Source organism: Mesorhizobium prunaredense (assembly GCF_900156895.1).
In the GTDB taxonomy this organism is placed as follows: Bacteria; Pseudomonadota; Alphaproteobacteria; order Rhizobiales; family Rhizobiaceae; genus Mesorhizobium; species Mesorhizobium prunaredense.
In genome coordinates this window covers 97,377-119,514 of record NZ_FTPD01000003.1, presented here as the reverse complement: position 1 = coordinate 119,514, position 22,138 = coordinate 97,377, and the positions used below count along the sequence as shown (strand labels likewise).

Genomic DNA, 22,138 nt, shown 5'->3' with positions numbered 1-22,138 from the left:
AGCCGCGCCACGCTTGACGCAATCAGGCTTTTGATGTCGATACGCCGGCAAAGAGGGCCTAACCAGGCATTCGTGGGCTGGCCCACGAATGCCTGCCTGGATTCTTTGGCTTGTCGCAGGTTCTGTCGCAAAACCTGGGATACTTTTGCGGAACCTGCTTAGAAACATCATGGTGTCATGAACGCGTTGCCAGCCAATCCTCCCGATGAGAGCCATACCGCGCTGCTCGGCCGGCTGGGCAGCCGTTCCATTGTCTTTGTCGGCCTGATGGGCGCCGGCAAGACAGCGATCGGCCGTAAGGTAGCGGCGATGCTGGGACTGCCTTTCATGGACAGTGATCAGGAGATCGAAAGCGTGTCGCGGATGAGCGTCCCGGAACTGTTCGAACGCTATGGCGAGCCCGAGTTCCGGGCGCTGGAGCAGCGCGTCATCCTGCGCATATTGGAACACGGCCCGCAGGTGCTGTCGACGGGCGGCGGCGCCTTCATGAGCCCGCAGACGCGGGAGGCCATTGCCGGCCACGGCGTGTCGGTATGGCTGAAGGCCGAGATCGACCTGTTGATGGATCGCGTTTCCAAGAAGCAGAACCGGCCGCTCCTGAAAAGCGCCGATCCCCGTGCGGTGATCGAGCGGTTGATGGCCGAGCGCTATCCGGTCTACGCAACCGCCGATGTTACCGTGCCGACCCGCGACGATCGCAAGGAGGTCATCGCCGCCGAGGTGGTGAACGCGCTTTGCGGGTATTTCGGCGTGGCAGCCGCGACAGGCGAGGTGCGCTCGTGAGCAGCAATGCGACAGTCACCGTCGAAGTCGGGCTCGGCGATCGCGCCTATGACATATTGATCGGCTCCGGCCTGCTGTTGCGCGCCGGCACCGAGATTTCGCGCCGCCTGCCCGGCACGCGCGCCGCGGTGGTCACCGACGTCAATGTCGCCGCCGCCCACCTCGAGACGTTGAAGGCCGGTCTTGAAAAGGGCGGCATCCGGCCCGCCGTCATCACGCTGCCGGCGGGAGAAAAGACCAAGAGTTTCGCGCATCTCGAAGAGGTGGTGGACGGCGTGCTCGCCGCAAGACTGGAACGCGGCGATGTCGTCGTCGCGCTCGGTGGCGGTGTCATCGGCGATCTGGCCGGATTTGCCGCCGGCATCGTGCGCCGCGGCATGAATTTCGTGCAGATCCCGACTTCGCTGCTGGCGCAGGTCGACTCTTCCGTCGGCGGCAAGACCGGCATCAACAGTGCGCGCGGCAAGAACCTCGTCGGCGTCTTCCATCAGCCGAAACTGGTGCTGGCCGACACCGAAGTGCTCGACACGCTGCCGATCCGGGAATTCCGGGCCGGTTACGCCGAACTCGCCAAGTACGGGCTCATCGATCGCCCCGACTTCTTCGCCTGGCTGGAGGAAAACTGGGGCAAAGTGTTCGCCGGCGGCCCGCAGCGGACCGAGGCCATCGCCGAGGCCTGCCGCGCCAAGGCCGATGTCGTCGCCCGCGACGAGTTCGAGACCGGCGTCCGCGCGCTGCTCAATCTCGGCCACACGTTCGGCCACGCGCTCGAGGCCGCCACCCAATATGACAGCGCCCGTCTCGTCCACGGCGAGGGCGTCGCCATCGGCATGGCGCTGGCTTATCGCTTTTCGTCACGCCTCAACCTGGCAAGTCCCGACGATGCGGCGCGCGTCGAGGCGCATCTTCGCGCCGTTGGCCTGCCCTGGCGCATGGCCGATATTCCGGGTGAATTGCCTGATCCCGAAGCGCTGCTTGCCTTCATCACCCAGGACAAGAAGGTGTCGCGCGGCGCGCTGACCTTCATCCTGACGCGCGGCATCGGCCAGGCCTTCATCGCCAAGGATGTGCCGGCGTCGGAAGTGCTGTCGTTTCTCAAGGAGAACCATCCGGGTCAGCAGAAGAGCCGCCCTGGTCAGCCGAAAAGCAGCCCCGGTCAGCCGAAAGGCCGACCGGGTCGGCCAAGAGGCCGACCGGGATGAACGAGGCCGGCTGGATTGTCGCTGCTGTCCTTGCCGGGATCGGCCTGCTCGCCTTTGCCTTTCGCGCGCGCCTGCTCGCTGCATTCGGCTATGAGCTGCAGCGCATCGAGCCGCAGCATTCGAACCATGATGAATCGCGCGGCGCCGTCGACGATTTTCGACGCGACGGCCAGGTGGCGCGCGAGGGTCGCGCCCACATCGGCCGCCTGTCCGATCTCGACGAACTCGAAGTGTCCGATGTCATGGTCCATCGCACCAACATGCGCTCGGTCAATGCCGACAATGGGCCGGAGGCGGTGGTGCGCGAGATCCTGCAGAGCCCGCATACCCGGATGCCCTTGTGGAAGGGCTCGCTCGACAACATCGTCGGCGTGCTGCATGCCAAGGACCTGCTGCGCGCGCTGAACGATGTCGGCAACGACTTTTCCAAGATCGACGTGATGAAGATCGCTTCAAAACCGTGGTTCGTGCCCGATACCACGACGCTGCAGGAACAGCTCAACGCCTTCCTGCGGCGCAAGGCGCATTTCGCTATCGTCGTCGACGAGTATGGCGAGGTCGAGGGGCTGGTGACGCTGGAGGACATCATCGAGGAGATCGTCGGCGAGATCGCCGACGAGCACGATATCGACGTGCAGGGCGTCAAGCAGGAAGCCGACGGCTCCGTCGTCGTCGATGGCACTGTGTCGATCCGCGACCTGAACCGGGCGCTCGACTGGGACCTGCCGGACGAAGAAGCCACCACCATTGCCGGTCTCGTCATTCACGAGACGCAATTGATCCCGGACGAGAAGCAGGCTTTCACCTTTCACGGCAAGCGCTTCGTCGTCATGAAGCGCGACAAGAACCGGATTGCAAGGCTGAGGATCAGGCCGGCCGGCGAGATTTAGTTCTGATAGGTTCTTTCGCGGCTAATCAATCCTGGACGCTCGCCGCGCCGGCGTGCACTTTCGACCGGGTTGTCTGGAGGTGGCGGTGATCGATCGGCGAACCCTGCTTTTGATGTCGATGGCTTTGTTGACGGCCAGCGCTTCGGCGGCGTCGCGCCGGCTTTCGCCATCTCCGGAAACCGTCGACTACGGTCCGGCCAGGCTCGATATCTACGCCCGCGCTGGCGCTAGCTCCCTGCCTGTGATCCTTTTCATCCATGGCGGTGCCTGGCGAGCCGGCAATCGCACCAACGTCGACGTCAAGCCGGACTTCCTGCTCGACAATGGCTTCTGCTTCGTCTCGATCGACTACCGGATGCTGCCTGAGGCTGATGTCGCCACCCAGGCCAGCGATGTCGAGCAGGCATATCGCTATGTGCGCGCCAACATCGCCGGATATGGCGGCGATCCGAACCGGATAGCGGTGATGGGCCATTCGGCCGGCAGCCATCTCGCCGCACTGACCGGGCTGCGCGGCGGTCTGCCCGGCGTCGCGGCGCTGGTTCTGAACGATACCAGGGCCTATGATCTGGAGGCGCTTGCGAGGAGCGGCGGCATGACACGGGCCTATGCAAGGGCCTTTCCCGACCCGGCGCAGTGGCGAGCGCTGTCGCCTGCCACCCATGTCGGGAGCCGCAAACATCCGCCGACCTTCATCGCCTATTCGCGCGCAACAGGTCGTGCGGCAGCCTCACGGGCCTTCGCCGGTCGCCTGCAGGCGACCGGAACGGAGGTGACACTGTTCGACGGCAGCGCCTATTCGCACATGTCGATCAATCGCAATTTCGGCGACGCAGGCGACGCCTTGACCGGTGCGGTGATGATTTTCCTGAAGGCAGCGCTCGGCTGATGGCTACCACCTGGTCTTTTCGTCCGGCGCGGCCGGCTCGATCGCCAGCGCATGGACACCAGCCTTCAATTCGTCGGCCAGCAATGCGTTGACCGCGCGATGGCGCTCGATGCGGCTCATGCCGGCAAAGGCTGAGGAGACGATGCGGACGCGGAAATGCGTCTCACCGGTGCCGTCATAGGTGCCGTGATGGTCGGAGTCCTGATGGTGATGGCCGGCATGGAGATGGCTTTCGTTGATGATGACCAGCCGCTCCGGCGAGAACGCCTTCTTCAACTTGCCTTCCATCGTCGACTGTATGGACATTCGTACTTCCCTACACCAAATATAGCGGGCCTTCACCACATATGGCGGGCGCAACCCCCCGAAAATCGGCGGCCTTTGCGCGTCCGGAAGGACGCCCGGCGCCGCCGTCGCGACAAAATTCGCCGATCGCCCGCTTTATGCCGCGATTCAGCGGTTAGGGCGATCATCGCGAAAATGTCAATTCTTGTTTCGCACCGGCGAACAGCCCATAAATGGGTGAGATGAAACCGTACCCCAAATATTTCGAGAAAATTCGCATCCGCCCGGAAAAGGATGCGGAGCTGAAGTCTCGTTCGCCGATCTGCCAGTGGGACGGTTGCAAGGAGGCCGGCACCCATCGCGCGCCGGTCGGGCGCATGAAGGAGGGCGAATATTTTCAGTTCTGCTTCGATCATGTGCGCGAGTACAACAAGGGCTTCAATTATTTCTCTGGTGTCCCCGATACCGAGATCGCCCGCTTCCAGAAGGAAGCGATGACCGGTCACCGGCCGACATGGAAGATGGGCGTCAACGGCGCCTCGACGCGCTCCTCGCCCGATTTCGCCCAGCAGCGTTCCGGCCGCGCCGGCTACTACAACCGCATGCGCGATCCGTTCGACCTGTTCAAAGGCCCGAAGGATCCGCGTGAGGCGCGTGAGCGCAAGGCCAAGCCGCTTGAGGCCAAGGCGCTGGAAACGCTTGGCCTTGATACAAAGGCGACTGGCAAGGATATCAAGGCGCGTTATAAGGAACTGGTGAAACGCCACCATCCGGATGCGAATGGCGGCGACAGAGGTTCGGAAGACCGGTTCCGCGATGTGCTCCAGGCCTATCGCGTGCTCAAGCAGGCAGGATTGTGCTGAGCGACCTCCGTGTCGTTTTCCAACTTTCATAAGGTTGGAAAAGGCTCTAAGACCGCCCCCGGACAAAATCGATTGCCGGCGAAATCAGGCTCTTCGCCCGTGGAGACGTTGATAAAGATGAACAAGGTCGATCGCGACATCGCCAACCTGCCCGACACCACCGTGCCGGTGAAGGAGAAATTCGGCTTCGAGTCCAAGATGGTGGTGCCGGCCTATTCGGTGACGAGCGAGCATGTGCCCGACATTGATCCCGACTATCTGTTCGACAAGAACACGACGATGGCGATCCTCGCCGGCTTCGCCTACAACCGCCGCGTCATGGTGTCGGGCTATCACGGCACCGGCAAGTCGACGCATATCGAGCAGGTCGCCGCCCGCCTCAACTGGCCCTGCGTGCGCGTCAATCTCGACAGCCATGTCAGCCGCATCGATCTCGTCGGCAAGGACGCGATCGTCGTCAAGGACGGGCTGCAGATCACCGAATTCCGCGACGGCATCCTGCCCTGGGCCTACCAGCACAATGTCGCGCTGTGCTTCGACGAATACGACGCCGGCCGCCCGGACGTGATGTTCGTCATCCAGCGCGTGCTGGAATCGTCAGGTCGGCTGACGCTGCTCGATCAGAGCCGGGTCATCCGCCCGCATCCGGCGTTCCGGCTGTTCTCCACCGCCAACACCGTCGGTCTCGGCGATACCACCGGCCTCTATCACGGCACCCAGCAGATCAACCAGGCGCAGATGGACCGCTGGTCGATCGTCACCACGCTCAACTATCTGCCGCACGACAATGAGGTGGACATCGTGCTGGCCAAGGCCAAGCACTATCGCGATGCTAAGGGCAAGGAGATCGTCAACAAGATGGTGCGTGTCGCCGACATGACGCGTTCGGCCTTCATCAATGGCGACCTGTCGACCGTCATGAGCCCGCGCACGGTCATCACCTGGGCCGAGAATGCCGAGATCTTCGGCGATATCGGCATGGCGTTCAGGCTGACCTTCCTCAACAAGTGCGACGAGCTGGAACGCTCGCTCGTGGCCGAGTTCTACCAGCGCGCCTTCGGCCAGGATCTGCCGGAGAGCGCCGCCAACGTGGTTCTGGGCTAAGCATGGCTCTGAAAAGTCGCAACGCTTTTCGGACAAGGTCGTGCGTCAGGGAATGATCGATGGCGGGTCCAGGCGACAACACGCGCAACAAGTCGAAGACGGGGTCTGAAGCCGACAGCTTCAAGCGCGCCGTCACCGTCTGCATGCGCGCGATTGCCGGCGACAAGGACCTCGAAGTCGGTTTCGCCAAGGATCGGCCGGCGCTCGCCGGCAGCCGCGCCCGGCTGCCTGAACTGCCGAAAAAGGCCTCGAAGGCCGACATCGCCATCACCCGCGGGCTCGGCGATTCCATGGCGTTGAAGCGCGCCTGCCACGACGCGCGCATCCACACCAGGCTGGCGCCGGAGGGCAAGCAGGCCCGCGCCATCTATGATGCGGTCGAGCAGGCCCGCGTCGAGGCGATCGGCTCCCGCGCCATGCAAGGCGTCGCCGATAATATAGGCTCGATGCTCGAGGACAAATACGCCAGGGCCAACCTCATCGACGTCAAGGACAAGGCGGATGCGCCCATCGAGGAAGCGCTTGCCCTGATGGTCCGCGAAAAGCTGACCGGCCGCGCCGTGCCGAAGAGCGGTGAGCGGCTGGTCGACCTCTGGCGCCCTTGGGTCGAGGAGAAGGCCAGCGCCGATCTCGACGGACTGTCGGCAAAGCTCGACGACCAGCAGGCCTTCGCCCGTGTCGTGCGCGAGATGCTGGCTTCCATGGAAATGGCCGAGGAACTCGGTGACGACCAGGAGACCGAAGACTCCGAAGACAATGATGAAAACCAGCCGCAAGGCGAGGAGCAGAGCGAGGAGGGCGGCGAGGACGATTCCGGCTCCGAGCAGTCGCAGTCCGACGACACCGAGGCGTCGTCCGACGACGAGCAAGCGGCCGAGACGGAGGCATCCGATGCCACCGCCGACGACCTGTCCGATGATGACGACGCCGATGCCGAGACGCCCGGCGAGGCGCGCCGCAACGACAATCCCTTCACCAATCTGTCGAAGGAAATCGACTACAAGGTCTTCACCACCGCCTTCGACGAGACGGTGGGTGCGGAGGATCTGTGCGAAGAGGAAGAGCTGGATCGGCTGCGCGCCTTCCTCGACAAGCAGCTTGCCAATCTGTCCGGCGTCGTCGGCCGGCTGGCCAACCGGCTGCAGCGCCGCCTGATGGCGCAGCAGAACCGGTCCTGGGATTTCGATCTCGAAGAGGGTTATCTCGATCCGGCGCGGCTGGTGCGCGTCGTCATCGACCCGATGCAGCCGCTGTCCTTCAAGCAGGAGCGCGACACCAAATTCCGCGACACGGTGGTGACGCTGGTGCTCGACAATTCGGGCTCGATGCGCGGCCGGCCGATCACGGTCGCCGCCACCTGCGCCGACATCCTGGCGCGCACGCTGGAGCGCTGCGGTGTCTCGGTCGAGATCCTCGGCTTCACCACCCGCGCCTGGAAGGGCGGGCAGGCGCGCGAGAAATGGCTGAAGGAAGGCAAGCCGCCCAATCCCGGCCGGCTCAACGATCTGCGCCACATCATCTACAAATCCGCCGACCATCCATGGCGGCGGGCGCGGCGCAATCTCGGCCTGATGATGCGCGAAGGCCTGCTCAAGGAAAACATCGACGGCGAGGCGCTGTTGTGGGCCCACAACCGCCTGATCGCCCGGCCGGAGCAGCGCAAGATCCTGATGATGATCTCGGACGGCGCGCCGGTCGACGATTCGACGCTGTCGGTCAACCCGGGCAACTATCTCGAACGGCATCTTCGCGCGGTGATCGAACTGATCGAGACGCGCTCGCCGGTCGAGCTCCTGGCCATCGGCATCGGCCACGACGTTACCCGCTACTATCGCCGCGCCGTCACCATCGTCGATGCCGAGGAACTGGCCGGCGCCATGACCGAGCAATTGGCCTCGCTGTTTGGCGAGGAAAACATGCGGGACACGCGACGCGGCGGCATGCGGCGCGCCGGATGATTTTTTTGCGGGGCGGCTTTCGGCAGACGCTTTTCGCCGCCACAGCGCTGTTCGTTGCCGGCATGGCCCTGTCGCCTCCCATCGCTGCCGGCAGCGTTTCGGTCGAGCCGATCGAAATCTCGGCGCGGCTGATAGACCGGTTTCAAATCGGCCGTGACGAAAAGCGGTTCGGCCCGCTCGAATTCGTCGGCGGACTGGAAATGACCTCGCGGTCACGCGATTTCGGTGCGCTGTCGGCGTTTCGCTTCCGCAAGCCCGGCAGTGATTTCATCGGCGTCGCCGACACCGGTTTCTGGTTCTTCGGCACCGTCACCCATGATGCCGACAAGCGCCCGTCCGGCATCCGGAATTTCCGTATGCAGCAAATGGCCGACGATGCGGGCCATCCGATCGACGAGAAATGGCAGGTCGACTCCGAAGGGCTTGCGGTCAAGGACGGCATTGCCACAGTCGGCTTCGAGCGCGATCACCGCATTGCACAGTTCAAGATCGAACCGGGCGACATGAAGCCGCCGTTCAAGCAATTGGATTTCCTGATTCCAGCCTGGGAGCTCCGCCGGAATCGCGGCTTGGAGACCATCACCCACGCCAATCCTCACGGGCAGCACGAAGGCGGGCTGGTCGTGGTCTCGGAAAAGAGCCTCGACAAATCAGGCAACATCTATGCGGCTGTTATCGAAGGGCCGCACAAAGGCGTTTTCACCGTTAAGCGCAACGGCGATTTCGATATCACCGACGGCGCCTTCCTGCCGGACGGCGACCTCTTGCTTTTGGAGCGCAGCTATTCGACGGCCCGCGGCGTCAAGATCCGGCTGCGGCGCATCTATGGCGAGAGCGTCGAGAAGGGCGCCGTTGCCGACGGGCCGCTGCTGATGGAAGCCGACATGAGCTACCAGATCGACAACATGGAAGGGCTAGACGTCTGGACCCGCGACGACGGCGCGCTGATGGTGTCGCTGATCTCCGACGACAACCACTCGGTGCTACAGCGTAATCTCTATCTGGAATTTATGCTGCACGAGGATTGAGAGGCGGTCGGCAAGGGACGGCCGATAACAAGTCTACAGCTTCGCGCCGGTTGCCGCAGGCTGGGGTCCGTTGGTCGCGATCCAGATGACGTGGCGCGCGCCGCGCTTGCCATTGGCGCGGACTTTGACTTCCTCGACCGCGAAGCCCGCCTGCTTGAGCCTGCGGGTAAAACCGCTGTCGGGTCCCTGCGACCAGACCGCCAGAACGCCGCCGGGCGTGAGCGCTGCTCTCGCGCTGATCAGCCCAGCTATACTGTAAAGAGCACCGTTGGCCTGGTGGACGATCCCTTCCGGACCGTTGTCGACGTCGAGCTGGATGGCATCCCAGGCCGAGGCCTCCGATCGTATGAGCTGCCCGACATCCGCCTCGCGAACAGTCACGCGTGGATCGTCGAGACAGCCACCCAACACCGCGGTCATCGGGCCGCGCGCCCACGCCACGACGGCGGGCACCAACTCGGCGACAACGATACGGGCATCGGCGCCAAGCCCGGCTAGAGCGGCACGCAGCGTGAAACCCATGCCCAGCCCGCCAATCAGGATTTTCGGCTGGCTACGGCCGGCAATCCTTTGGCAGGACAGCCTCGCCAGCGCTTCCTCAGAACCGCAGAGGCGGCTGTTCATCAACTCGTTCGAGCCGAGCATGATCGAGAATTCGGCGCCGCGTTGTTTCAGGCGCAACTCGTGGTCGCCGTCAGGCGTTTTCGCGGTATCGAGTTGGACCCATGGGATCATGCTCGAGAACCTGTGAGCATGATCTTTTCCGAAAACCGGTTCCCACTTTTCGGGATCATGCTCTATGCCGCCAGTGCCGGCTGGCTCCAGCGGGCGGCAAGCAGCCGGTAGGGGATCAGCGCCACCACGGCGATGACCAGCTTCACGCCGAGGTCGCCGAGCGCCCATGACACCCAGCGCATGGCCTCGACCGGCAGCACGCCGATCAGCGGCGCGGTTTCGAGCGCAAAGCCATCGTTCGGGCCAGCGAAGGCGAAAGCCGCCGAAAAGGCGATCGTGAAGAACACCGCGGTGTCGAACACCGAGCCGACCAGCGTGCCGACGATCGGCGCCCGCCACCAGCTCTGCCGGCGCAACCGGTTGAACACGGTCACGTCGAGCAGCTGCGCGATCAGGAACGCGGTGCCGGAAGCCGCCGCAATGCGCACCAGCCGGTCGGCAGCCGTCTCGAATTCGATCAGGCCGTAGCGGAACAGCAAGGGCGGGATGACGACCGAGCAGATCACTGCAGCCGTGAAGCCGACAAACACGATCCGGCGCGCCACAGCCGGGCCGTAGCGGCGATTGGCAAGGTCGGTGATCAGGAAGGAGAATGGGTAGGTGAAGGCGCCCCAGGTCAGAATGTCGGCCAGCGACAGGCCGCCGATCGCACCCTGCAGCGGGAACTGCACGAGGATGTTCGACGCCACCACGACAAGCGCCATGGCCGCAACAAAGGGCAGATATCGGGAGAAAAAGCTCATTTTTTTATCCTGGGTAATGGAACCAGCGGGGTGTCATGCCGAGTTCGGACGACACTCCTTGGAGGGCGGCTGCCTGAGAAAATTAAGCGGCCGGCTGTTCGGCAAGCTTCTTGGCGATCTGCTTCTTCAGCAGCCGCGCGCGCTGCGACAGCTCCTTGGCGTCGGCCTTGGCCAGGAACGCATCAAGGCCGCCGCGATGCTCGACCGAACGCAGCGCGTTGGCCGAAATGCGCAGGCGCACATTCTGGTTCAGCGCTTCCGAGATCAGCGTCACATTGACGAGATTGGGCAGGAAGCGACGCTTGGTCTTGTTGTTGGCGTGGCTCACATTGTTGCCGGACATGACTGCCTTGGCAGTGAGTTCGCAGGTGCGGGACATGGTTCTAAACCTTCAGTTCTCGGTCTGGCCAAACATTCGACCCGCGCCGGGTGGCGCGCGGTTTCGGTCAGGCGGCCTTATGGAAAAAGTTGGCGTTCCATAGTTGCATTTCGCCGATGCGTCAAGCTCCGGCTTGCGCCCGGGTGTGACGACGTCTTTCACATAAAGGCCGAAATTCAGTCTATAAGCGGTCGCACAAGGAGATGCCAGGCTGGAGTTGCGCCTTCTGCTGAAAATCGAGGATCGATCCCGCCATGCTTCGTTCGTCTCATGCTCTCCTTGCCTCGCTCGCCGTGGCGCTGCCGACGGCAATTTCTGCCGCCACGCAACAATCCTTCAAGGGCGAGTATACGGTTTCGGTCCACGGCCTCTCGGTGGCCAAGGCAAGCTTTTCCAGCAGTTACGAAGGCGATACCTATTCGATCGAAGGCAGCGTCTCCAGCGCCGGCCTCGCTACAATATTCGACGACACGCGTGGCACGGTCTCGTCGAAGGGCAAGATTTCAGGCAAGCAATTGCAGCCGCAGGCGTTCCGCGCCGACTACAAATCGGGCGACAAGGCATCGATGATCGATATCCGTTTCGCCAACGGCACTGTTACCGCGACGAAGGTCGTGCCTGCGCCGAAGAAGCGCAATCCCAAGAACTGGATACCGCTGGCCGCCAGCCATCTCGCCTCGGTGCTCGATCCGATGGCCGCCACCGTCATCCATGCCGATAGCCTCGACAAGGTCTGCGGGCGAACGGTGAAGCTCTATGATGGCGAGATGCGCGCCAATCTGACGCTGACCTACGAGTCAAAAGGCTCGACCTCGGTGCGCGGCTACAAGGGCGATACCGTCACTTGCCGGCTGGATTTTGAGCCGGTGGCGGGTTATCGCAAGAACCGCAAATCCTTGGATTACCTGAGAAAGCACAGCCGCATCACGGTGACGTTTGCACCGGTCGGCCAAACCGGCGTATATGCGCCGATCCACGCCACGGTCGGCACGAAAATCGGCACTCTCACCGTCAGCGCGGAGCGGTTCGAAGCGACAGAATAGGCGCGATCGCGCGCCGCCGGAGACGGACATGGGGCGCGCAACACTGATCGGCTTCTCGGCGGTCGCCATGTGGGCGCTGCTGGCGCTGCTTACGGACGCTTCCGGCGCGGTGCCGCCGTTCCTGCTTTCGGCGATCACCTTCACGATCGGCACCGGTGTCGGGCTCGTCGCGTGGCTGTTCACGCCGGCCATCGCCGGGAGCGAGAAAATACCGCCGCAAGTGTGGGTGATCGGCATTGCCGGCCTGTTCGGCTATCACTTCTTCTATTTCACTGCGCTGCGCAACGCGCCGGCGGTGGAGGCGAGCCTCATCGCCTATCTGTGGCCGCTGCTGATCGTGCTCGGATCGGCGCTGATGCCGGGCGAGCGGCTGGCCTGGAACCATGTCGTCGGCGCACTGCTCGGCCTTGCCGGCACTTTCCTGATCGTCACCAAGGGCGGCGGGCTTGCCTTCGACGCGCGCTATGCATTCGGCTATGCGATGGCCGGCGTCTGCGCCGTGCTGTGGGCGTCCTACTCGCTGTTGTCGCGCCGCTTCCCGTCGGTGCCGACCAGCATCGTCACCTGGTTCTGTGCGGCCACGGCAGCGCTTTCCCTTGTCTGCCATCTCATGCTGGAAGAAACGGTGTTGCCTGTCGGCGCCGGCCAGTGGCTGGCCGTGCTCGGCCTCGGGCTGATGCCGGTGGGCGCGGCCTTCTACGCCTGGGATATCGGCGTCAAGCGCGGCAACATCCAGGTGCTGGGCGCGGCAAGCTATGCCGCGCCGCTGCTGTCGACGCTGGTGCTGATATCGGCTGGTTTCGCCGAGCCGTCCCTGCGCATCTTCGCCGCCTGCGTGCTGATCACCGGCGGCGCAGCGCTTGCGGCGAAATCGCTGTTCTTGCGCAAGAGGGCTGCGAGCGAGGCAGGGGCGTGATGCCGTTTCCCGGCGGCATCGACGCCGACGCCAATGCGACGCTGCTGTTTTCGCTGGCGGCGGCGGTGATCTACGCCTTCACCATCGACATGCCGCCGAAGCTTGCGCGGTCCGCGGTCAAGACGCTGGCCGTCGCGATGCTTGCCGTGCTGGCATCGCTGCAGGGCGGTCCGTGGCTGCTCATCGCTGCGCTGGCGCTCAGTGCTATCGGCGATGCGTTGCTGTCACGCGACGGCGAAAAGGCTTTTGTCGGCGGGCTGGCCAGTTTTCTCGTGGCGCATGGGCTTTACATCGCGCTGTTCCTGCGCTCCGGCGATGGCGTTGGACTGTTTTTGGCCGAGCCGTGGCGCGCGGCGATTACCGGGGCAATGGCCGTGTTCGCGCTCGCCATGCTTTTTGCGCTCTGGCGTCGCGTCGGTCCCGCCCTGCGCCTTCCGATCAGCGTCTATATCGCGACAATTTTTGCCATGGGCATTTCGGCCCTCACTCTGAGCAATCTCTGGGTCGTCGGCGGCGCCGTGCTGTTCATGGCGTCCGACGGGCTGCTCGCCTCGGAAAAGTTCCTCCTGAGCGCCATCTCGCCGCACCGTATCTGGACGCGCCACGCGGTCTGGATGCTGTATTACGCCGCCCAGATGGGGATCACGATGGGTTTCCTGCTGGGTTAGGACTCCAGCCCGGTTCGGCCAGCTCGAATGCGGCGAAATCGAAGCCCGGCGCCACGGTGCAGCCGGCCAGCGTCCACTCGCCCAGGCTGCGCGCCGACTGCCACCAACCTGCCGGCACAACGATCTGCGGCCGCTCGCCCGCCGCCAGTGCCGTGCCGAGCACCTGCTCGATCACCGGCCCGTTTTCCCGATGCATCGACAGTGCCAACGGGGCGCCGGCATAGAAATGCCAGACCTCGGCGGCGTCCTTGACGCGGTGCCAGGCCGACACTTGCTCCTGCTCCAAAAGGAAATAGATCGCGGTCGAATGGCCGCGAGCGCCTTCCGCGCCATCGCGAAAGGTCTCGGCATACCAGCCACCTTCCGGATGCGGTTTCAGGCCGAGCGTCGCGATGATTTCGGCGGAACTGGTCATGATTTCCAGCACGTCATGGTGCTCAGAAATTATCCTTGCGCTTGCGAATTTCGGCGAACACTTCGGCGTCGGAGGCGTTCTCCATGCCGAGATGCTTGCGGATTGCCGGATCGTGCCAGCGCAGGAACGGATTGGTCGACAGTTCCTCACCGATGGTGGTCGGCAGCGTCGGCTTGCCGTCGGCGCGCAGCGCCTCGATTTTCGCGGCGCGCTCCTTCAATGCCGAATTGGTCGGATCGACGGTCAGCGCGAAGCGGGCGTTGGAAAGCGTGTATTCATGGCCGCAATAGACGACCGTCTCGGCCGGAAGTGCCGCGAGCTTCTTCAACGAATCGTACATCACCGGCGGCTTGCATTCGAACAGCCGGCCGCAGCCGAGCGCGAACAGCGTGTCGGCGGTGAACGCCACCTTCGACGCCGGCAGATGATAGGAGACATGGCCCGCCGTATGGCCGGGCGTGGCGATCACGTCGATCCTCTCCTCGCCGAGGTGGATGACCGAACCCTGCTCGACGGTTTCGTCGATGCCGGGAATCTTGGCCTGTTCCGCCTCCGGTCCGACGATGCGCAGCTTGAACCGCTCCTTCAACGCCAGATTGGCCTCGACATGGTCGACATGGTGGTGCGTGGTCAGGATCGTCGTCGGCGCCCAGCCGGTGCGCTCGATCGCGGCTAGGATCGGCGCCTCCTCGGGCGCGTCGATGATCGCGGTCTGGCCGCTTTTCGGGTCATGCACCAGCACGCCGAAATTGTCGCTGCGGCACATGAATTGTTCGATTTCAACCGGCATCGCATCTCTCCACGAGAGCGGTTCATCGTTTCACGGAAACGCCGAACCGCTCTCTCTCCTTGTTTTTGCGCAATTCCAGGAAAACCGTTTCACACTTTTCCTGGAATTGCTCTAGTGCGCCGCGCGTCCAGTTGGACGCACAAAGGACGCTCTAACACTTTTTATCTGCTGCATCGTGCTTTCCGAAATCGAAACCGATTTCTGGCCGATGCAGCAGTCGCCGCAGACATAGGGCGCTTGCCCGCGGATGTCATCCGCCTTTGTTGAACTTGGACAGCATCGAAGATAGCGTGCCGCGCATGTATTCCGATATCGTCGACCTTCGCTCCTTTTATTCGACCACGCTCGGGCGATTGGCCGAACGCTCGATCACCATGGCGTTGTCCTCGATATGGGCTGTTGTGCCCAATGAGCGGCTGGTCGGCCTCGGCTACACTTTGCCGTGGCTGGAGCGGTTCGGCACCGATGCCGAACGTGTCTTTGCCTTCATGCCGGCGACGCAAGGCGCGGTGGTCTGGCCGGCCACCGGGCCGACCGCGACCGCGCTGGTCTTCGATGAGGAATTGCCGCTGGTCGATGCCTCCATCGACCGCATGCTGCTCGTCCATTCGCTCGAACATGCCGAGAACCCGCGCGAGACGCTGAACGAAATCTGGCGGGTGCTGTCGCCCGCCGGCCGCGTCGTCATCGTCGTGCCCAACCGGCGCGGTGTCTGGGCCCGTTTCGAGCATACGCCGTTCGGCAGCGGCCGGCCTTTTTCGCGCGGCCAGCTCACCGAATTGCTGCGCGAAGCGAATTTCACGCCCGCGGCCTGGTCCGACGCCCTGTTCTTCCCGCCATCGCGGCGACGCTTCATGATGCGGTTCCACAATGTGCTGGAGCGCGCCGGCCGCAGGTTCTGGCCGATCTTTTCCGGCGTCATCGTCGTCGAGGCGCAGAAGCGACTCTATCAGGGTGTGCCGGTCGTCCAGCGCGCCTCTCGCCGCGTCTTCGTGCCGGTTTTCTCGCCGCATGGAGCCACAAGGCTCGGCCGGATATCGCCGACCGGAAACGCCCCGTCGCCGGGCTGTCGATGACGTTTTCGTGATCGGAATCACGCTTTTTCCCACCTATCTGTCGTGGGCGGGTTTGCTACCCGATTGAGTCGACTTGCTCACCGGTTTCAGCACCGCTTGCGAAGGGTCTTCATCAATGGCTGATCATCCGGATTTCGAGGCCAGCGCCAAGCCGATTGCCGCGTCGGTCGAAGCCAGCAGCCTGCGCGACCAGCTGGCGACAATCAGGCTGGCGATGGCGAAGTCGCCGATCCGCAAACAACTGCTCTGGGCCTGCCTCGGCATAGTCGCCGTCATTGTGGCAACCTCGATCGGGCAGGTTCTGCTCAATCGCTGGAACGAGCCCTTTTACGACGCGCTGGCTCGGCGCGACATGCAGGGTTTCCTGCACCAGCTTCTGGTGTTTGCCGCCATCGCCGGCGGGCTTGTGGTGCTCAACGTCGGCCAGACCTGGCTCGACCAGACGATCCGGCTGAAGCTGCGTGAGGCGCTGACCGTCGATCTGATCGGTGAATGGATGCGGCCGGCGCGGGCTTTCCGGCTCGCCAACGCCGGCGCCATCGGCGTCAACCCCGACCAGCGCCTGCAGCAGGATGCCGGGCATCTCTCCGATCTTTCTACCGGTCTCGGCATAGGGCTATTGCAGTCGTTCATTCTGCTTGTTTCGTTCGTCGGCGTCCTATGGTCGCTGTCTTCCGGCTTCGTCTTCCATGTCGGCGGCTATTCGCTGGCGATTCCGGGCTACATGGTGTGGGCCGCGATCCTCTATGCCGGCACCGCCTCCTGGCTGAGCTGGCTGGTCGGACGGCCGCTCATCCGCTTCAACAGCGACCGCTACACGCGCGAGGCGGAGCTGCGCTCTTCGGTGGTCCGCGTCAACGAGAATGTCGATGCCATCGCGCTTGCGCACGGCGAGGCCGACGCGCGACGACGGCTTGAGCTCGACCTCGGCACGGTGCTGGGCGCGATGCGGCGCATCTACAGCGCCCAGATCAATCTTTCCTGGGTGACCGATACCTATGGCTGGATCACTGTCGTCGCGCCGATCCTAGTCGCCTCGCCGGTCTATTTCGCCGGTGATATCAGCTTCGGCGGGCTGATGATGGCGGTCGGCGCCTTCAACCAGGTGCATTCCTCGTTGCGCTGGTTCATCAACAATATCGGCGGCATCGCCGATTGGCGCGCCACGCTGATGCGCGTCGCCGATTTCCGCATCGCGCTCGTTGAAACAGATGTGCTCCACCACACCGAGAGGCGCATCGAGTTCGGCGAAAATCCGGACGGCAGGCTGACATTCGAGAACCTTGAGGTTGCGTCGCGGGATGGATGCACCAAGCTCGCCGAGCCCCATGTCGAAATCCGTGCCGGCGAGCGCGTCATGATCACCGGAGATCCGCGCGCCGGCAAGACGCTGTTCTTCCGCGCCATTGCCGGTCTGTGGCCGTGGGGAAGCGGGCGGATCGGCATGCCGGCCGGAGAGGTGCCGGCCTTCGTTCCCCGAAAACCCTATTTCCCGCTCGGCACGCTGCGCGAGGTGCTCGACCACGCCGATGCGGCGGTCAGCGACGCCGAGATCTCGGCGGTGCTTGCCGAGGTTGGTCTCGCGCGGCTGTCGTCCTCGCTCGACCGGTCGGCGCGCTGGGAGCGCGAATTGAGCGATGACGAGCAGCGCCTGCTTGCCTTTGCCCGGCTGGTCTTGCGGCAGCCGAAATGGGTGATCATCGACGAGGCTTTGGACACGTTCGACGGCGCGACGCTGCGGCGGGTGCTGTCGATGCTGGAGGCACGTCTTGCCGACGCCGCGATCCTCAATATCGGCCGTGGCCAGCACAACGTTGAATTCTTCCCGCGCTCATTGGCGATCGTGAAAGACGTCGAGCGACCGGCTCTCAAGCCGGTTCGCGTCAGGGCCGGCGCGATCGAACCACCCCCGGCCGTCGCCAAAGCCCACCAACAGGCATAGCCGGCCGTACAGCCAAGCTTTATTTTGCCGTGATCGCAGCGAAAGATTGCCGGTATCGTTCGGAAACCTGCGGCGTTGGACCCATGCTTGACGCGCTGAAAGCGCGTCCCGGTGAAGAGATACATGCGACACGCTTTAAGTCTTTGTTTCGATGCTTGTCGTTACCCCAAAACCGCTGCGCACTTTTGGGCGACATGCGTTAGCCTGCTTGCCTGCCTTGCCCGTGCCCAGGCAGCACCATTGGCCGCGCCTGCCGACACGATTGCGGTGGACGTCGAACTGGTGCTGGCGGTCGACATCTCGCACTCGATGGACGAAAAGGAATTCGCCCTGCAGCGCGCCGGCTATGTCAAGGCGCTACGCCACCCCGACTTCATCAATGCGGTGCGTTCGGGCGTGACCGGCCGGATTGCGCTGGCCTATTTCGAATGGGCAGGCACCGTCCGCGACGATGCCGTCATTGCCTGGCAGGTCATCGACGATGCTGAGAGCGCCGAGGCATTCGCCGACAAGATCGAGGCGCGCCCGTTCAGGAGCTTTCGCGGCACCTCGATTTCCGGTGCGCTCGCCTTCGGCGCCAAGCTTTTGGATGGAGCCGCCTTCGATGCGACGCGCAGCGTCATCGACATCTCAGGCGATGGGCCCAACAATATCGGGATGCCCGTCACCACGACACGCGACGCCGCGATAGCAAAGGGCATCGTCATCAATGGCCTGCCGATCCTGATCAGCCCGTCGCCCAGCTTCAGCCATCTCGACCAATACTATGCCGAGTGCGTCACCGGCGGGCCAGGCTCCTTCGTGCTGCCGGTCTATGCCGCTTCGGAATTCGTGACCGCCATACGCCGCAAGCTGGTCCTCGAGGTCAGCGGTGTTGCCGATCCCAATGCCGGTCCTGGGGCTGGTCCCGGGGCCGATCCCAGTGCCGACCCTGGGTCCGTCCCGGTCGATGCGGCAGCACCGGTCGACTGTTTGCAGGGCGAGCGCGGTCGGCGGTTTTTCTCCGATCCGTATTTTCCGGAACTTGATCGCTAGACGATCAGTCCTGGATGGTCTCCGGACTGAGGCAGGCGAGCGCCATATTGGCCGAAGAAGCGACGGCCGTTATCGCCTCAACAGGAACACCGCCTGCTGGCCAAAGAAGTTCCAGAACCACCATGGCATCGAGAGGCCGATTTTCTGGCCATTGGCGTCGAGCGCGGTTGCCTTTTCCACCGTTGCGCCAAGCTCCTCGCAGAGATTGACGAAGTCGCGGATGGTGCAGAAATGGATGTTGGGCGTGTCGTACCAGGAATAGGGCAGGTCCTTGGTCACCGGCATCCGCCCTTCGACGAACAGCGAAAGGCGCACCCGCCAATGGCCGAAATTGGGGAAGGAGACGATGGCGTGGTTGCCGATCCTGAGCAATTCGTCGAGCACCAGCTTCGGGTTGCGGGTCGCCTGCAGGGTCTGCGACAGGACGACGAAATCAAAACCCTTGTCGGGATAGAATTTGAGGTCCTTGTCGGCGTCGCCCTGGATGACAGACAGGCCGCGCGCCACGCATTCGTTGACGCCGCGCTGCGACAGTTCCATGCCGCGGCCGTCGACCTGCTTCGTCGCCTGCAGCAATTCGAGCAGCAGACCATCGCCGGAGCCGACGTCCAGCACCCGCGACTGCGGCGGGATGAGATCGGCGACGACTTCGAGGTCGACGCGCTGGGCGTGGTTGACACTCATGATCGTGGCCTTCGACTGGCGCATGATGCCGGTCCGAAAAGCCTGGGATCATTCGGGGTCATGCGCTGAGCCCCCTGGCGCGGGCCGCCGAGGCGATGAAGCCGTTGATGGCGGCGAACAGCTCCGGCTCGTCGAGCAGGAAGGCATCGTGGCCGCGATCGGTCTCGATCTCGACGAAGGACACCGAGGCGCCGGCGGCGTTCAGCGCATGAACGACCGAGCGGCTCTCCTCGGTCGGGAACAGCCAGTCGCTGGTGAAGGAGACCAGGCAGAAACGGGTCTTGGTGCCGGCAAAGGCGTCGGCGAGCCGGCCGCCATGGTCGGCGGCGAGGTCGAAATAGTCCATCGCCCTGGTCATGTAGAGATAGGAGTTGGCGTCGAAGCGGTCGACGAAGGTCATGCCCTGATGGCGCAGATAGCTCTCGATCTGGAAGTCTGCGTCGAAACCGAAGGTGAGCGCTTCACGGTCCTGCAGGTTGCGGCCAAATTTTCGGTGCAGGGCCGCCTCCGACAGATAGGTGATGTGAGCCGCCATGCGCGCCACGGCCAGTCCCTTTTCCGGGCGCTTGCCCTGCTCGAAATATTTGCCGCCATGCCAGTCGGGATCGGCCATCACCGCTTGCCGGCCGACCTCATGGAAGGCGATGTTCTGCGAGGAATGACGCGCGCCGGTGGCGATCGGCAGCGCCGAGAAAACGCGCTCCGGATAGCTCGACGCCCATTGCAGCACCTGCATGCCGCCCATCGAGCCGCCCAGCACCGAGAACAGTTTTTCGATGCCGAAATGGTCGACCAGCATCAACTGCGCCCGCACCATGTCGCGGATGGTGATGATCGGCAGATCGAGCCCGTACGGCTTGCCGGTGGCGGGATTGGTCGAAGCGGGACCGGTCGAGCCGAGGCAGCCGCCGATGACGTTCGAGCAGATGACGAAGAAGCGGCTGGTGTCGATGATCTTGCCGGGGCCGATCAGCACTTCCCACCAGCCCGGCTTGCCGGTCACCGGATTGGTGCTGGCGACATGCTGGTCGCCGGTCAGCGCATGGCAGACGAGGATGGCGTTGGAGCGGGCATCGTTGAGCGTGCCGTAGGTCTTGTAGGCGATCTGGAACGGCGACAGCAGTGTGCCGGCATCGAGCTTGAGCGGCTTGTCGGCGCCGAAACGCAACACCGGGCTCGATGGCTCGTCGGCCTCGTTGTTGGTTCTTTTCGTGCGCAGCGCGACCATCGCATCCTCTTACATCAACCCATCGCGTTTTCCGAAAGTCGATTGCGATTTTCGGATCGATGCGACTATCCGGCCGGCTGCGGACAACAAAAAAACCGGCATTGCCTTCGCAAAGCCGGTTACAGGATGCAAACGGCCCTTTAGCGAGTTGTTTAACGTGGCTGCAAGCCGACCGGCCAAATCACCACGGGATTTCGCCTTTCTTCTAGGACCGGCGCGCCTCGGCGTCAACGGCCAGTCGCGCACCGATCATTGCCGCCTCTCGACATTCCAGGCCACGGCTTGTATTTCCGCGGCGGCTTCAAGTGTGGCGGATCCGAAATTCGCATCGCGTTGGAGCGGCGGAAGCGTTCTCGACGGATTTTTGCAATATGAACCAGGCATCGGATCAGGCACGTCCAACGCCCCGCCCGGGGATCATGGAGATCGAAGCCTATGTGCCGGGCAAAAGCACGGCGCCGGCCGGCGTTGCCAAGGTCCATAAATTGTCGTCGAACGAGAACCCGCTCGGCCCCTCGCCGAAGGCGATAGAAGCCGCGCGCGACGTCGCGGCCAAGCTCGACATATATCCCGACGGCACCGCCAGGCGCCTGCGGGAGGCAATTGCCGAGGTGCATGGCCTCAACCCGGCGAACATCGTCTGTTCCAATGGTTCCGACGAGATTCTCGGCCTGCTTGCACAGACCTATCTCGCGCCCGGCGATGAGGCTGTGATCACCGAACACGGCTTCATGGTCTACAAGATCTACATCCAGTCGGCAGGTGCTGTCCCGGTCTCGGTCAAGGAAACCAATGAGCGTGCCGACGTTGATGCGATCCTTGCTGCGGTGACGCCGCGTACCAGGATCATTTTCCTCGCCAATCCCAACAATCCGACCGGCACCTATTTGCCGTTCCAGGAGGTTCGCCGCCTGCATGAAGGCTTGCCTCGAAACGTGCTTGTGGTGCTTGATGCAGCCTATGCCGAATATGTCCGCCGCAACGACTATGAAGCCGGCGTCGAACTGGTGGCTGGTGTGGAAAACGTGGTCATGACCCGCACCTTCTCCAAGCTCGGCCTCGGCGGTGCGCGGATCGGCTGGATGTACGCGCCGATGCATGTCATCGATGCGATCAACCGCGTGCGGGGTCCCTTCAACGTCAACGCGACGGCGATCGAGGCCGGCATTGCCGCGATCCGCGACCGCGCCCATGTCGAGCGCAGCGTGGCGCATAATGAGACCTGGTTGACCTGGGTGAGTGAGGAGTTGACCAAGCTCGGACTGCGGGTGACGCCGAGCGTCGGCAATTTCGTCCTCATCCACTTTCCCGAGGACAAAAAACATTCGGCGGCTGCTGCCGACGATTACCTCTGTGCGCGCGGCTACATATTGCGGCGCGTTTCCGGCTACGGCTTTCCGAATGCGTTGCGCATGAGCATCGGCACCGAAGAGGCCAATCGCGGCGTTGTCGCCGCCCTCGCGACATTTCTGAAAAGCTAGA

23 protein-coding genes and 1 riboswitch are annotated in these 22,138 nt (G+C 63.4%); of the genes, 15 read left to right on the top strand and 8 right to left on the bottom strand.

The window, feature by feature from the left end; all coding sequences use genetic code 11:
• Window positions 1-177 precede the first annotated feature (177 nt).
• The 4 genes from BQ8794_RS03170 to BQ8794_RS03155 all read left to right on the top strand — a co-directional run bounded on the left by BQ8794_RS03170 (window position 178) and on the right by BQ8794_RS03155 (window position 3,764).
• Window positions 178-783: a shikimate kinase gene (locus BQ8794_RS03170; RefSeq protein WP_077372980.1), complete on the top strand. Its 606-nt coding sequence runs from the start codon at window positions 178-180 to the stop codon at window positions 781-783.
• Window positions 780-1,985 (top strand): 3-dehydroquinate synthase, encoded by a 1,206-nt coding sequence (aroB, locus tag BQ8794_RS03165; RefSeq protein WP_244554836.1) that lies wholly within the window; start codon window positions 780-782, stop codon window positions 1,983-1,985. The genes BQ8794_RS03170 and aroB overlap by 4 nt, the downstream gene beginning before the upstream one ends.
• The gene (locus BQ8794_RS03160; RefSeq protein WP_077372977.1) at window positions 1,982-2,875 is read left to right on the top strand and encodes an HlyC/CorC family transporter; all 894 of its coding nucleotides are present in this window, start codon (window positions 1,982-1,984) and stop codon (window positions 2,873-2,875) included. The genes aroB and BQ8794_RS03160 overlap by 4 nt, the downstream gene beginning before the upstream one ends.
• An 85-nt stretch (window positions 2,876-2,960) precedes the next feature.
• Window positions 2,961-3,764, top strand: a complete 804-nt coding sequence (locus BQ8794_RS03155; RefSeq protein WP_077373341.1) for an alpha/beta hydrolase — start codon at window positions 2,961-2,963, stop codon at window positions 3,762-3,764.
• Window positions 3,765-3,767: 3 nt separating this feature from the next.
• On the opposite strand, the gene BQ8794_RS03150 is transcribed toward BQ8794_RS03155, so the two are convergent.
• Window positions 3,768-4,070 carry a BolA family protein gene (locus BQ8794_RS03150; RefSeq protein ID WP_077372975.1) on the bottom strand — a complete coding sequence of 101 codons (303 nt, stop codon included), beginning with the start codon at window positions 4,068-4,070 and terminating at the stop codon, window positions 3,768-3,770.
• A 212-nt stretch (window positions 4,071-4,282) separates the two neighbouring features.
• Here BQ8794_RS03150 and BQ8794_RS03145 point away from each other — a divergent pair, with 212 nt between their 5' ends.
• The 4 genes from BQ8794_RS03145 to BQ8794_RS03130 all read left to right on the top strand — a co-directional run bounded on the left by BQ8794_RS03145 (window position 4,283) and on the right by BQ8794_RS03130 (window position 9,002).
• Complete coding sequence (locus BQ8794_RS03145) at window positions 4,283-4,912, top strand: J domain-containing protein (RefSeq protein WP_036262308.1); 630 nt, start codon at window positions 4,283-4,285, stop codon at window positions 4,910-4,912.
• 117 nt (window positions 4,913-5,029) lie between these two features.
• Window positions 5,030-6,016, top strand: a complete 987-nt coding sequence (gene cobS, locus BQ8794_RS03140) for a cobaltochelatase subunit CobS (protein ID WP_077373338.1) — start codon at window positions 5,030-5,032, stop codon at window positions 6,014-6,016.
• 59 nt (window positions 6,017-6,075) lie between these two features.
• Window positions 6,076-7,974: a cobaltochelatase subunit CobT gene (gene cobT, locus BQ8794_RS03135; protein WP_077372972.1), complete on the top strand. Its 1,899-nt coding sequence runs from the start codon at window positions 6,076-6,078 to the stop codon at window positions 7,972-7,974.
• Complete coding sequence (locus BQ8794_RS03130; protein WP_077372969.1) at window positions 7,971-9,002, top strand: esterase-like activity of phytase family protein; 1,032 nt, start codon at window positions 7,971-7,973, stop codon at window positions 9,000-9,002. Before cobT ends, BQ8794_RS03130 begins: the two co-directional genes overlap by 4 nt.
• A gap of 33 nt (window positions 9,003-9,035) precedes the next feature.
• Here the strand turns inward: BQ8794_RS03130 and BQ8794_RS03125 are convergent, their stop codons facing one another.
• From BQ8794_RS03125 to rpmB, 3 genes are all read right to left on the bottom strand, one after another.
• On the bottom strand, window positions 9,036-9,737 hold the full coding sequence (locus tag BQ8794_RS03125; protein WP_077372965.1) for a spermidine synthase family protein: 702 nt from the start codon (window positions 9,735-9,737) through the stop codon (window positions 9,036-9,038).
• A gap of 62 nt (window positions 9,738-9,799) precedes the next feature.
• On the bottom strand, window positions 9,800-10,480 hold the full coding sequence (locus BQ8794_RS03120; protein ID WP_077372962.1) for a queuosine precursor transporter: 681 nt from the start codon (window positions 10,478-10,480) through the stop codon (window positions 9,800-9,802).
• An 82-nt stretch (window positions 10,481-10,562) separates the two neighbouring features.
• The gene (gene rpmB / locus BQ8794_RS03115) at window positions 10,563-10,859 is read right to left on the bottom strand and encodes a 50S ribosomal protein L28 (RefSeq protein WP_006328411.1); all 297 of its coding nucleotides are present in this window, start codon (window positions 10,857-10,859) and stop codon (window positions 10,563-10,565) included.
• Window positions 10,860-11,113: 254 nt separating this feature from the next.
• Between rpmB and BQ8794_RS03110 the strand changes: the two genes are divergently transcribed.
• From BQ8794_RS03110 to BQ8794_RS03100, 3 genes are read left to right on the top strand one after another with little or no spacing between them, the layout of a single operon-like run.
• Window positions 11,114-11,902, top strand: a complete 789-nt coding sequence (locus tag BQ8794_RS03110) for a DUF3108 domain-containing protein (RefSeq protein WP_077372959.1) — start codon at window positions 11,114-11,116, stop codon at window positions 11,900-11,902.
• Window positions 11,903-11,930: 28 nt separating this feature from the next.
• Window positions 11,931-12,818 carry an aromatic amino acid exporter YddG gene (yddG, locus tag BQ8794_RS03105; RefSeq protein WP_077372956.1) on the top strand — a complete coding sequence of 296 codons (888 nt, stop codon included), beginning with the start codon at window positions 11,931-11,933 and terminating at the stop codon, window positions 12,816-12,818.
• Window positions 12,818-13,486, top strand: a complete 669-nt coding sequence (locus BQ8794_RS03100) for a lysoplasmalogenase family protein (RefSeq protein ID WP_077372953.1) — start codon at window positions 12,818-12,820, stop codon at window positions 13,484-13,486. Before yddG ends, BQ8794_RS03100 begins: the two co-directional genes overlap by 1 nt.
• On the opposite strand, the gene BQ8794_RS03095 is transcribed toward BQ8794_RS03100, so the two are convergent.
• Both BQ8794_RS03095 and gloB read right to left on the bottom strand, forming a co-directional pair.
• Window positions 13,461-13,901, bottom strand: a complete 441-nt coding sequence (locus tag BQ8794_RS03095; protein WP_077373337.1) for a cupin domain-containing protein — start codon at window positions 13,899-13,901, stop codon at window positions 13,461-13,463. The two genes, BQ8794_RS03100 and BQ8794_RS03095, sit on opposite strands and share 26 nt — an antisense overlap.
• 22 nt (window positions 13,902-13,923) lie before the next feature.
• On the bottom strand, window positions 13,924-14,691 hold the full coding sequence (gene gloB / locus BQ8794_RS03090; RefSeq protein ID WP_077372950.1) for a hydroxyacylglutathione hydrolase: 768 nt from the start codon (window positions 14,689-14,691) through the stop codon (window positions 13,924-13,926).
• A gap of 299 nt (window positions 14,692-14,990) precedes the next feature.
• Between gloB and BQ8794_RS03085 the strand changes: the two genes are divergently transcribed.
• From BQ8794_RS03085 to BQ8794_RS03075, 3 genes are all read left to right on the top strand, one after another.
• A complete protein-coding gene (locus BQ8794_RS03085; RefSeq protein ID WP_077373334.1) occupies window positions 14,991-15,767 on the top strand; it encodes a class I SAM-dependent methyltransferase in 777 nt (258 codons plus the stop codon).
• A 115-nt stretch (window positions 15,768-15,882) separates the two neighbouring features.
• Window positions 15,883-17,709, top strand: a complete 1,827-nt coding sequence (locus BQ8794_RS03080) for an ABC transporter ATP-binding protein/permease (RefSeq protein ID WP_077372947.1) — start codon at window positions 15,883-15,885, stop codon at window positions 17,707-17,709.
• Between the two features lie 240 nt (window positions 17,710-17,949).
• Window positions 17,950-18,744, top strand: a complete 795-nt coding sequence (locus tag BQ8794_RS03075) for a DUF1194 domain-containing protein (RefSeq protein ID WP_244554835.1) — start codon at window positions 17,950-17,952, stop codon at window positions 18,742-18,744.
• A gap of 69 nt (window positions 18,745-18,813) precedes the next feature.
• On the opposite strand, the gene metW is transcribed toward BQ8794_RS03075, so the two are convergent.
• Entirely contained in the window at window positions 18,814-19,428 is a 615-nt protein-coding gene (gene metW / locus BQ8794_RS03070) for a methionine biosynthesis protein MetW (protein WP_077373331.1), read from the bottom strand.
• Between the two features lie 58 nt (window positions 19,429-19,486).
• A complete protein-coding gene (metX, locus tag BQ8794_RS03065; RefSeq protein WP_077372941.1) occupies window positions 19,487-20,656 on the bottom strand; it encodes a homoserine O-acetyltransferase MetX in 1,170 nt (389 codons plus the stop codon).
• 120 nt (window positions 20,657-20,776) lie between these two features.
• A riboswitch (SAM riboswitch) is annotated at window positions 20,777-20,854 on the bottom strand.
• Between the two features lie 173 nt (window positions 20,855-21,027).
• Here metX and hisC point away from each other — a divergent pair.
• Window positions 21,028-22,137 (top strand): histidinol-phosphate transaminase, encoded by a 1,110-nt coding sequence (hisC, locus tag BQ8794_RS03060; protein WP_077373329.1) that lies wholly within the window; start codon window positions 21,028-21,030, stop codon window positions 22,135-22,137.
• Window position 22,138: the final 1 nt, after the last annotated feature.

Coding starts and splice junctions, on each gene's coding strand:
- BQ8794_RS03170 (WP_077372980.1), top strand. CDS start 178: ATGAACGCGTTGCCAGCCAATCCTCCCGATGAGAGCCATACCGCGCTG.
- BQ8794_RS03160 (WP_077372977.1), top strand. CDS start 1,982: ATGAACGAGGCCGGCTGGATTGTCGCTGCTGTCCTTGCCGGGATCGGC.
- BQ8794_RS03150 (WP_077372975.1), bottom strand. CDS start 4,070: ATGTCCATACAGTCGACGATGGAAGGCAAGTTGAAGAAGGCGTTCTCG.
- BQ8794_RS03145 (WP_036262308.1), top strand. CDS start 4,283: ATGGGTGAGATGAAACCGTACCCCAAATATTTCGAGAAAATTCGCATC.
- cobS (WP_077373338.1), top strand. CDS start 5,030: ATGAACAAGGTCGATCGCGACATCGCCAACCTGCCCGACACCACCGTG.
- cobT (WP_077372972.1), top strand. CDS start 6,076: ATGGCGGGTCCAGGCGACAACACGCGCAACAAGTCGAAGACGGGGTCT.
- BQ8794_RS03130 (WP_077372969.1), top strand. CDS start 7,971: ATGATTTTTTTGCGGGGCGGCTTTCGGCAGACGCTTTTCGCCGCCACA.
- BQ8794_RS03125 (WP_077372965.1), bottom strand. CDS start 9,737: ATGATCCCATGGGTCCAACTCGATACCGCGAAAACGCCTGACGGCGAC.
- BQ8794_RS03120 (WP_077372962.1), bottom strand. CDS start 10,480: ATGAGCTTTTTCTCCCGATATCTGCCCTTTGTTGCGGCCATGGCGCTT.
- rpmB (WP_006328411.1), bottom strand. CDS start 10,859: ATGTCCCGCACCTGCGAACTCACTGCCAAGGCAGTCATGTCCGGCAAC.
- BQ8794_RS03110 (WP_077372959.1), top strand. CDS start 11,114: ATGCTTCGTTCGTCTCATGCTCTCCTTGCCTCGCTCGCCGTGGCGCTG.
- yddG (WP_077372956.1), top strand. CDS start 11,931: ATGGGGCGCGCAACACTGATCGGCTTCTCGGCGGTCGCCATGTGGGCG.
- BQ8794_RS03100 (WP_077372953.1), top strand. CDS start 12,818: ATGCCGTTTCCCGGCGGCATCGACGCCGACGCCAATGCGACGCTGCTG.
- BQ8794_RS03095 (WP_077373337.1), bottom strand. CDS start 13,901: ATGACCAGTTCCGCCGAAATCATCGCGACGCTCGGCCTGAAACCGCAT.
- gloB (WP_077372950.1), bottom strand. CDS start 14,691: ATGCCGGTTGAAATCGAACAATTCATGTGCCGCAGCGACAATTTCGGC.
- BQ8794_RS03085 (WP_077373334.1), top strand. CDS start 14,991: ATGTATTCCGATATCGTCGACCTTCGCTCCTTTTATTCGACCACGCTC.
- BQ8794_RS03080 (WP_077372947.1), top strand. CDS start 15,883: ATGGCTGATCATCCGGATTTCGAGGCCAGCGCCAAGCCGATTGCCGCG.
- metW (WP_077373331.1), bottom strand. CDS start 19,428: ATGAGTGTCAACCACGCCCAGCGCGTCGACCTCGAAGTCGTCGCCGAT.
- metX (WP_077372941.1), bottom strand. CDS start 20,656: ATGGTCGCGCTGCGCACGAAAAGAACCAACAACGAGGCCGACGAGCCA.
- hisC (WP_077373329.1), top strand. CDS start 21,028: ATGAACCAGGCATCGGATCAGGCACGTCCAACGCCCCGCCCGGGGATC.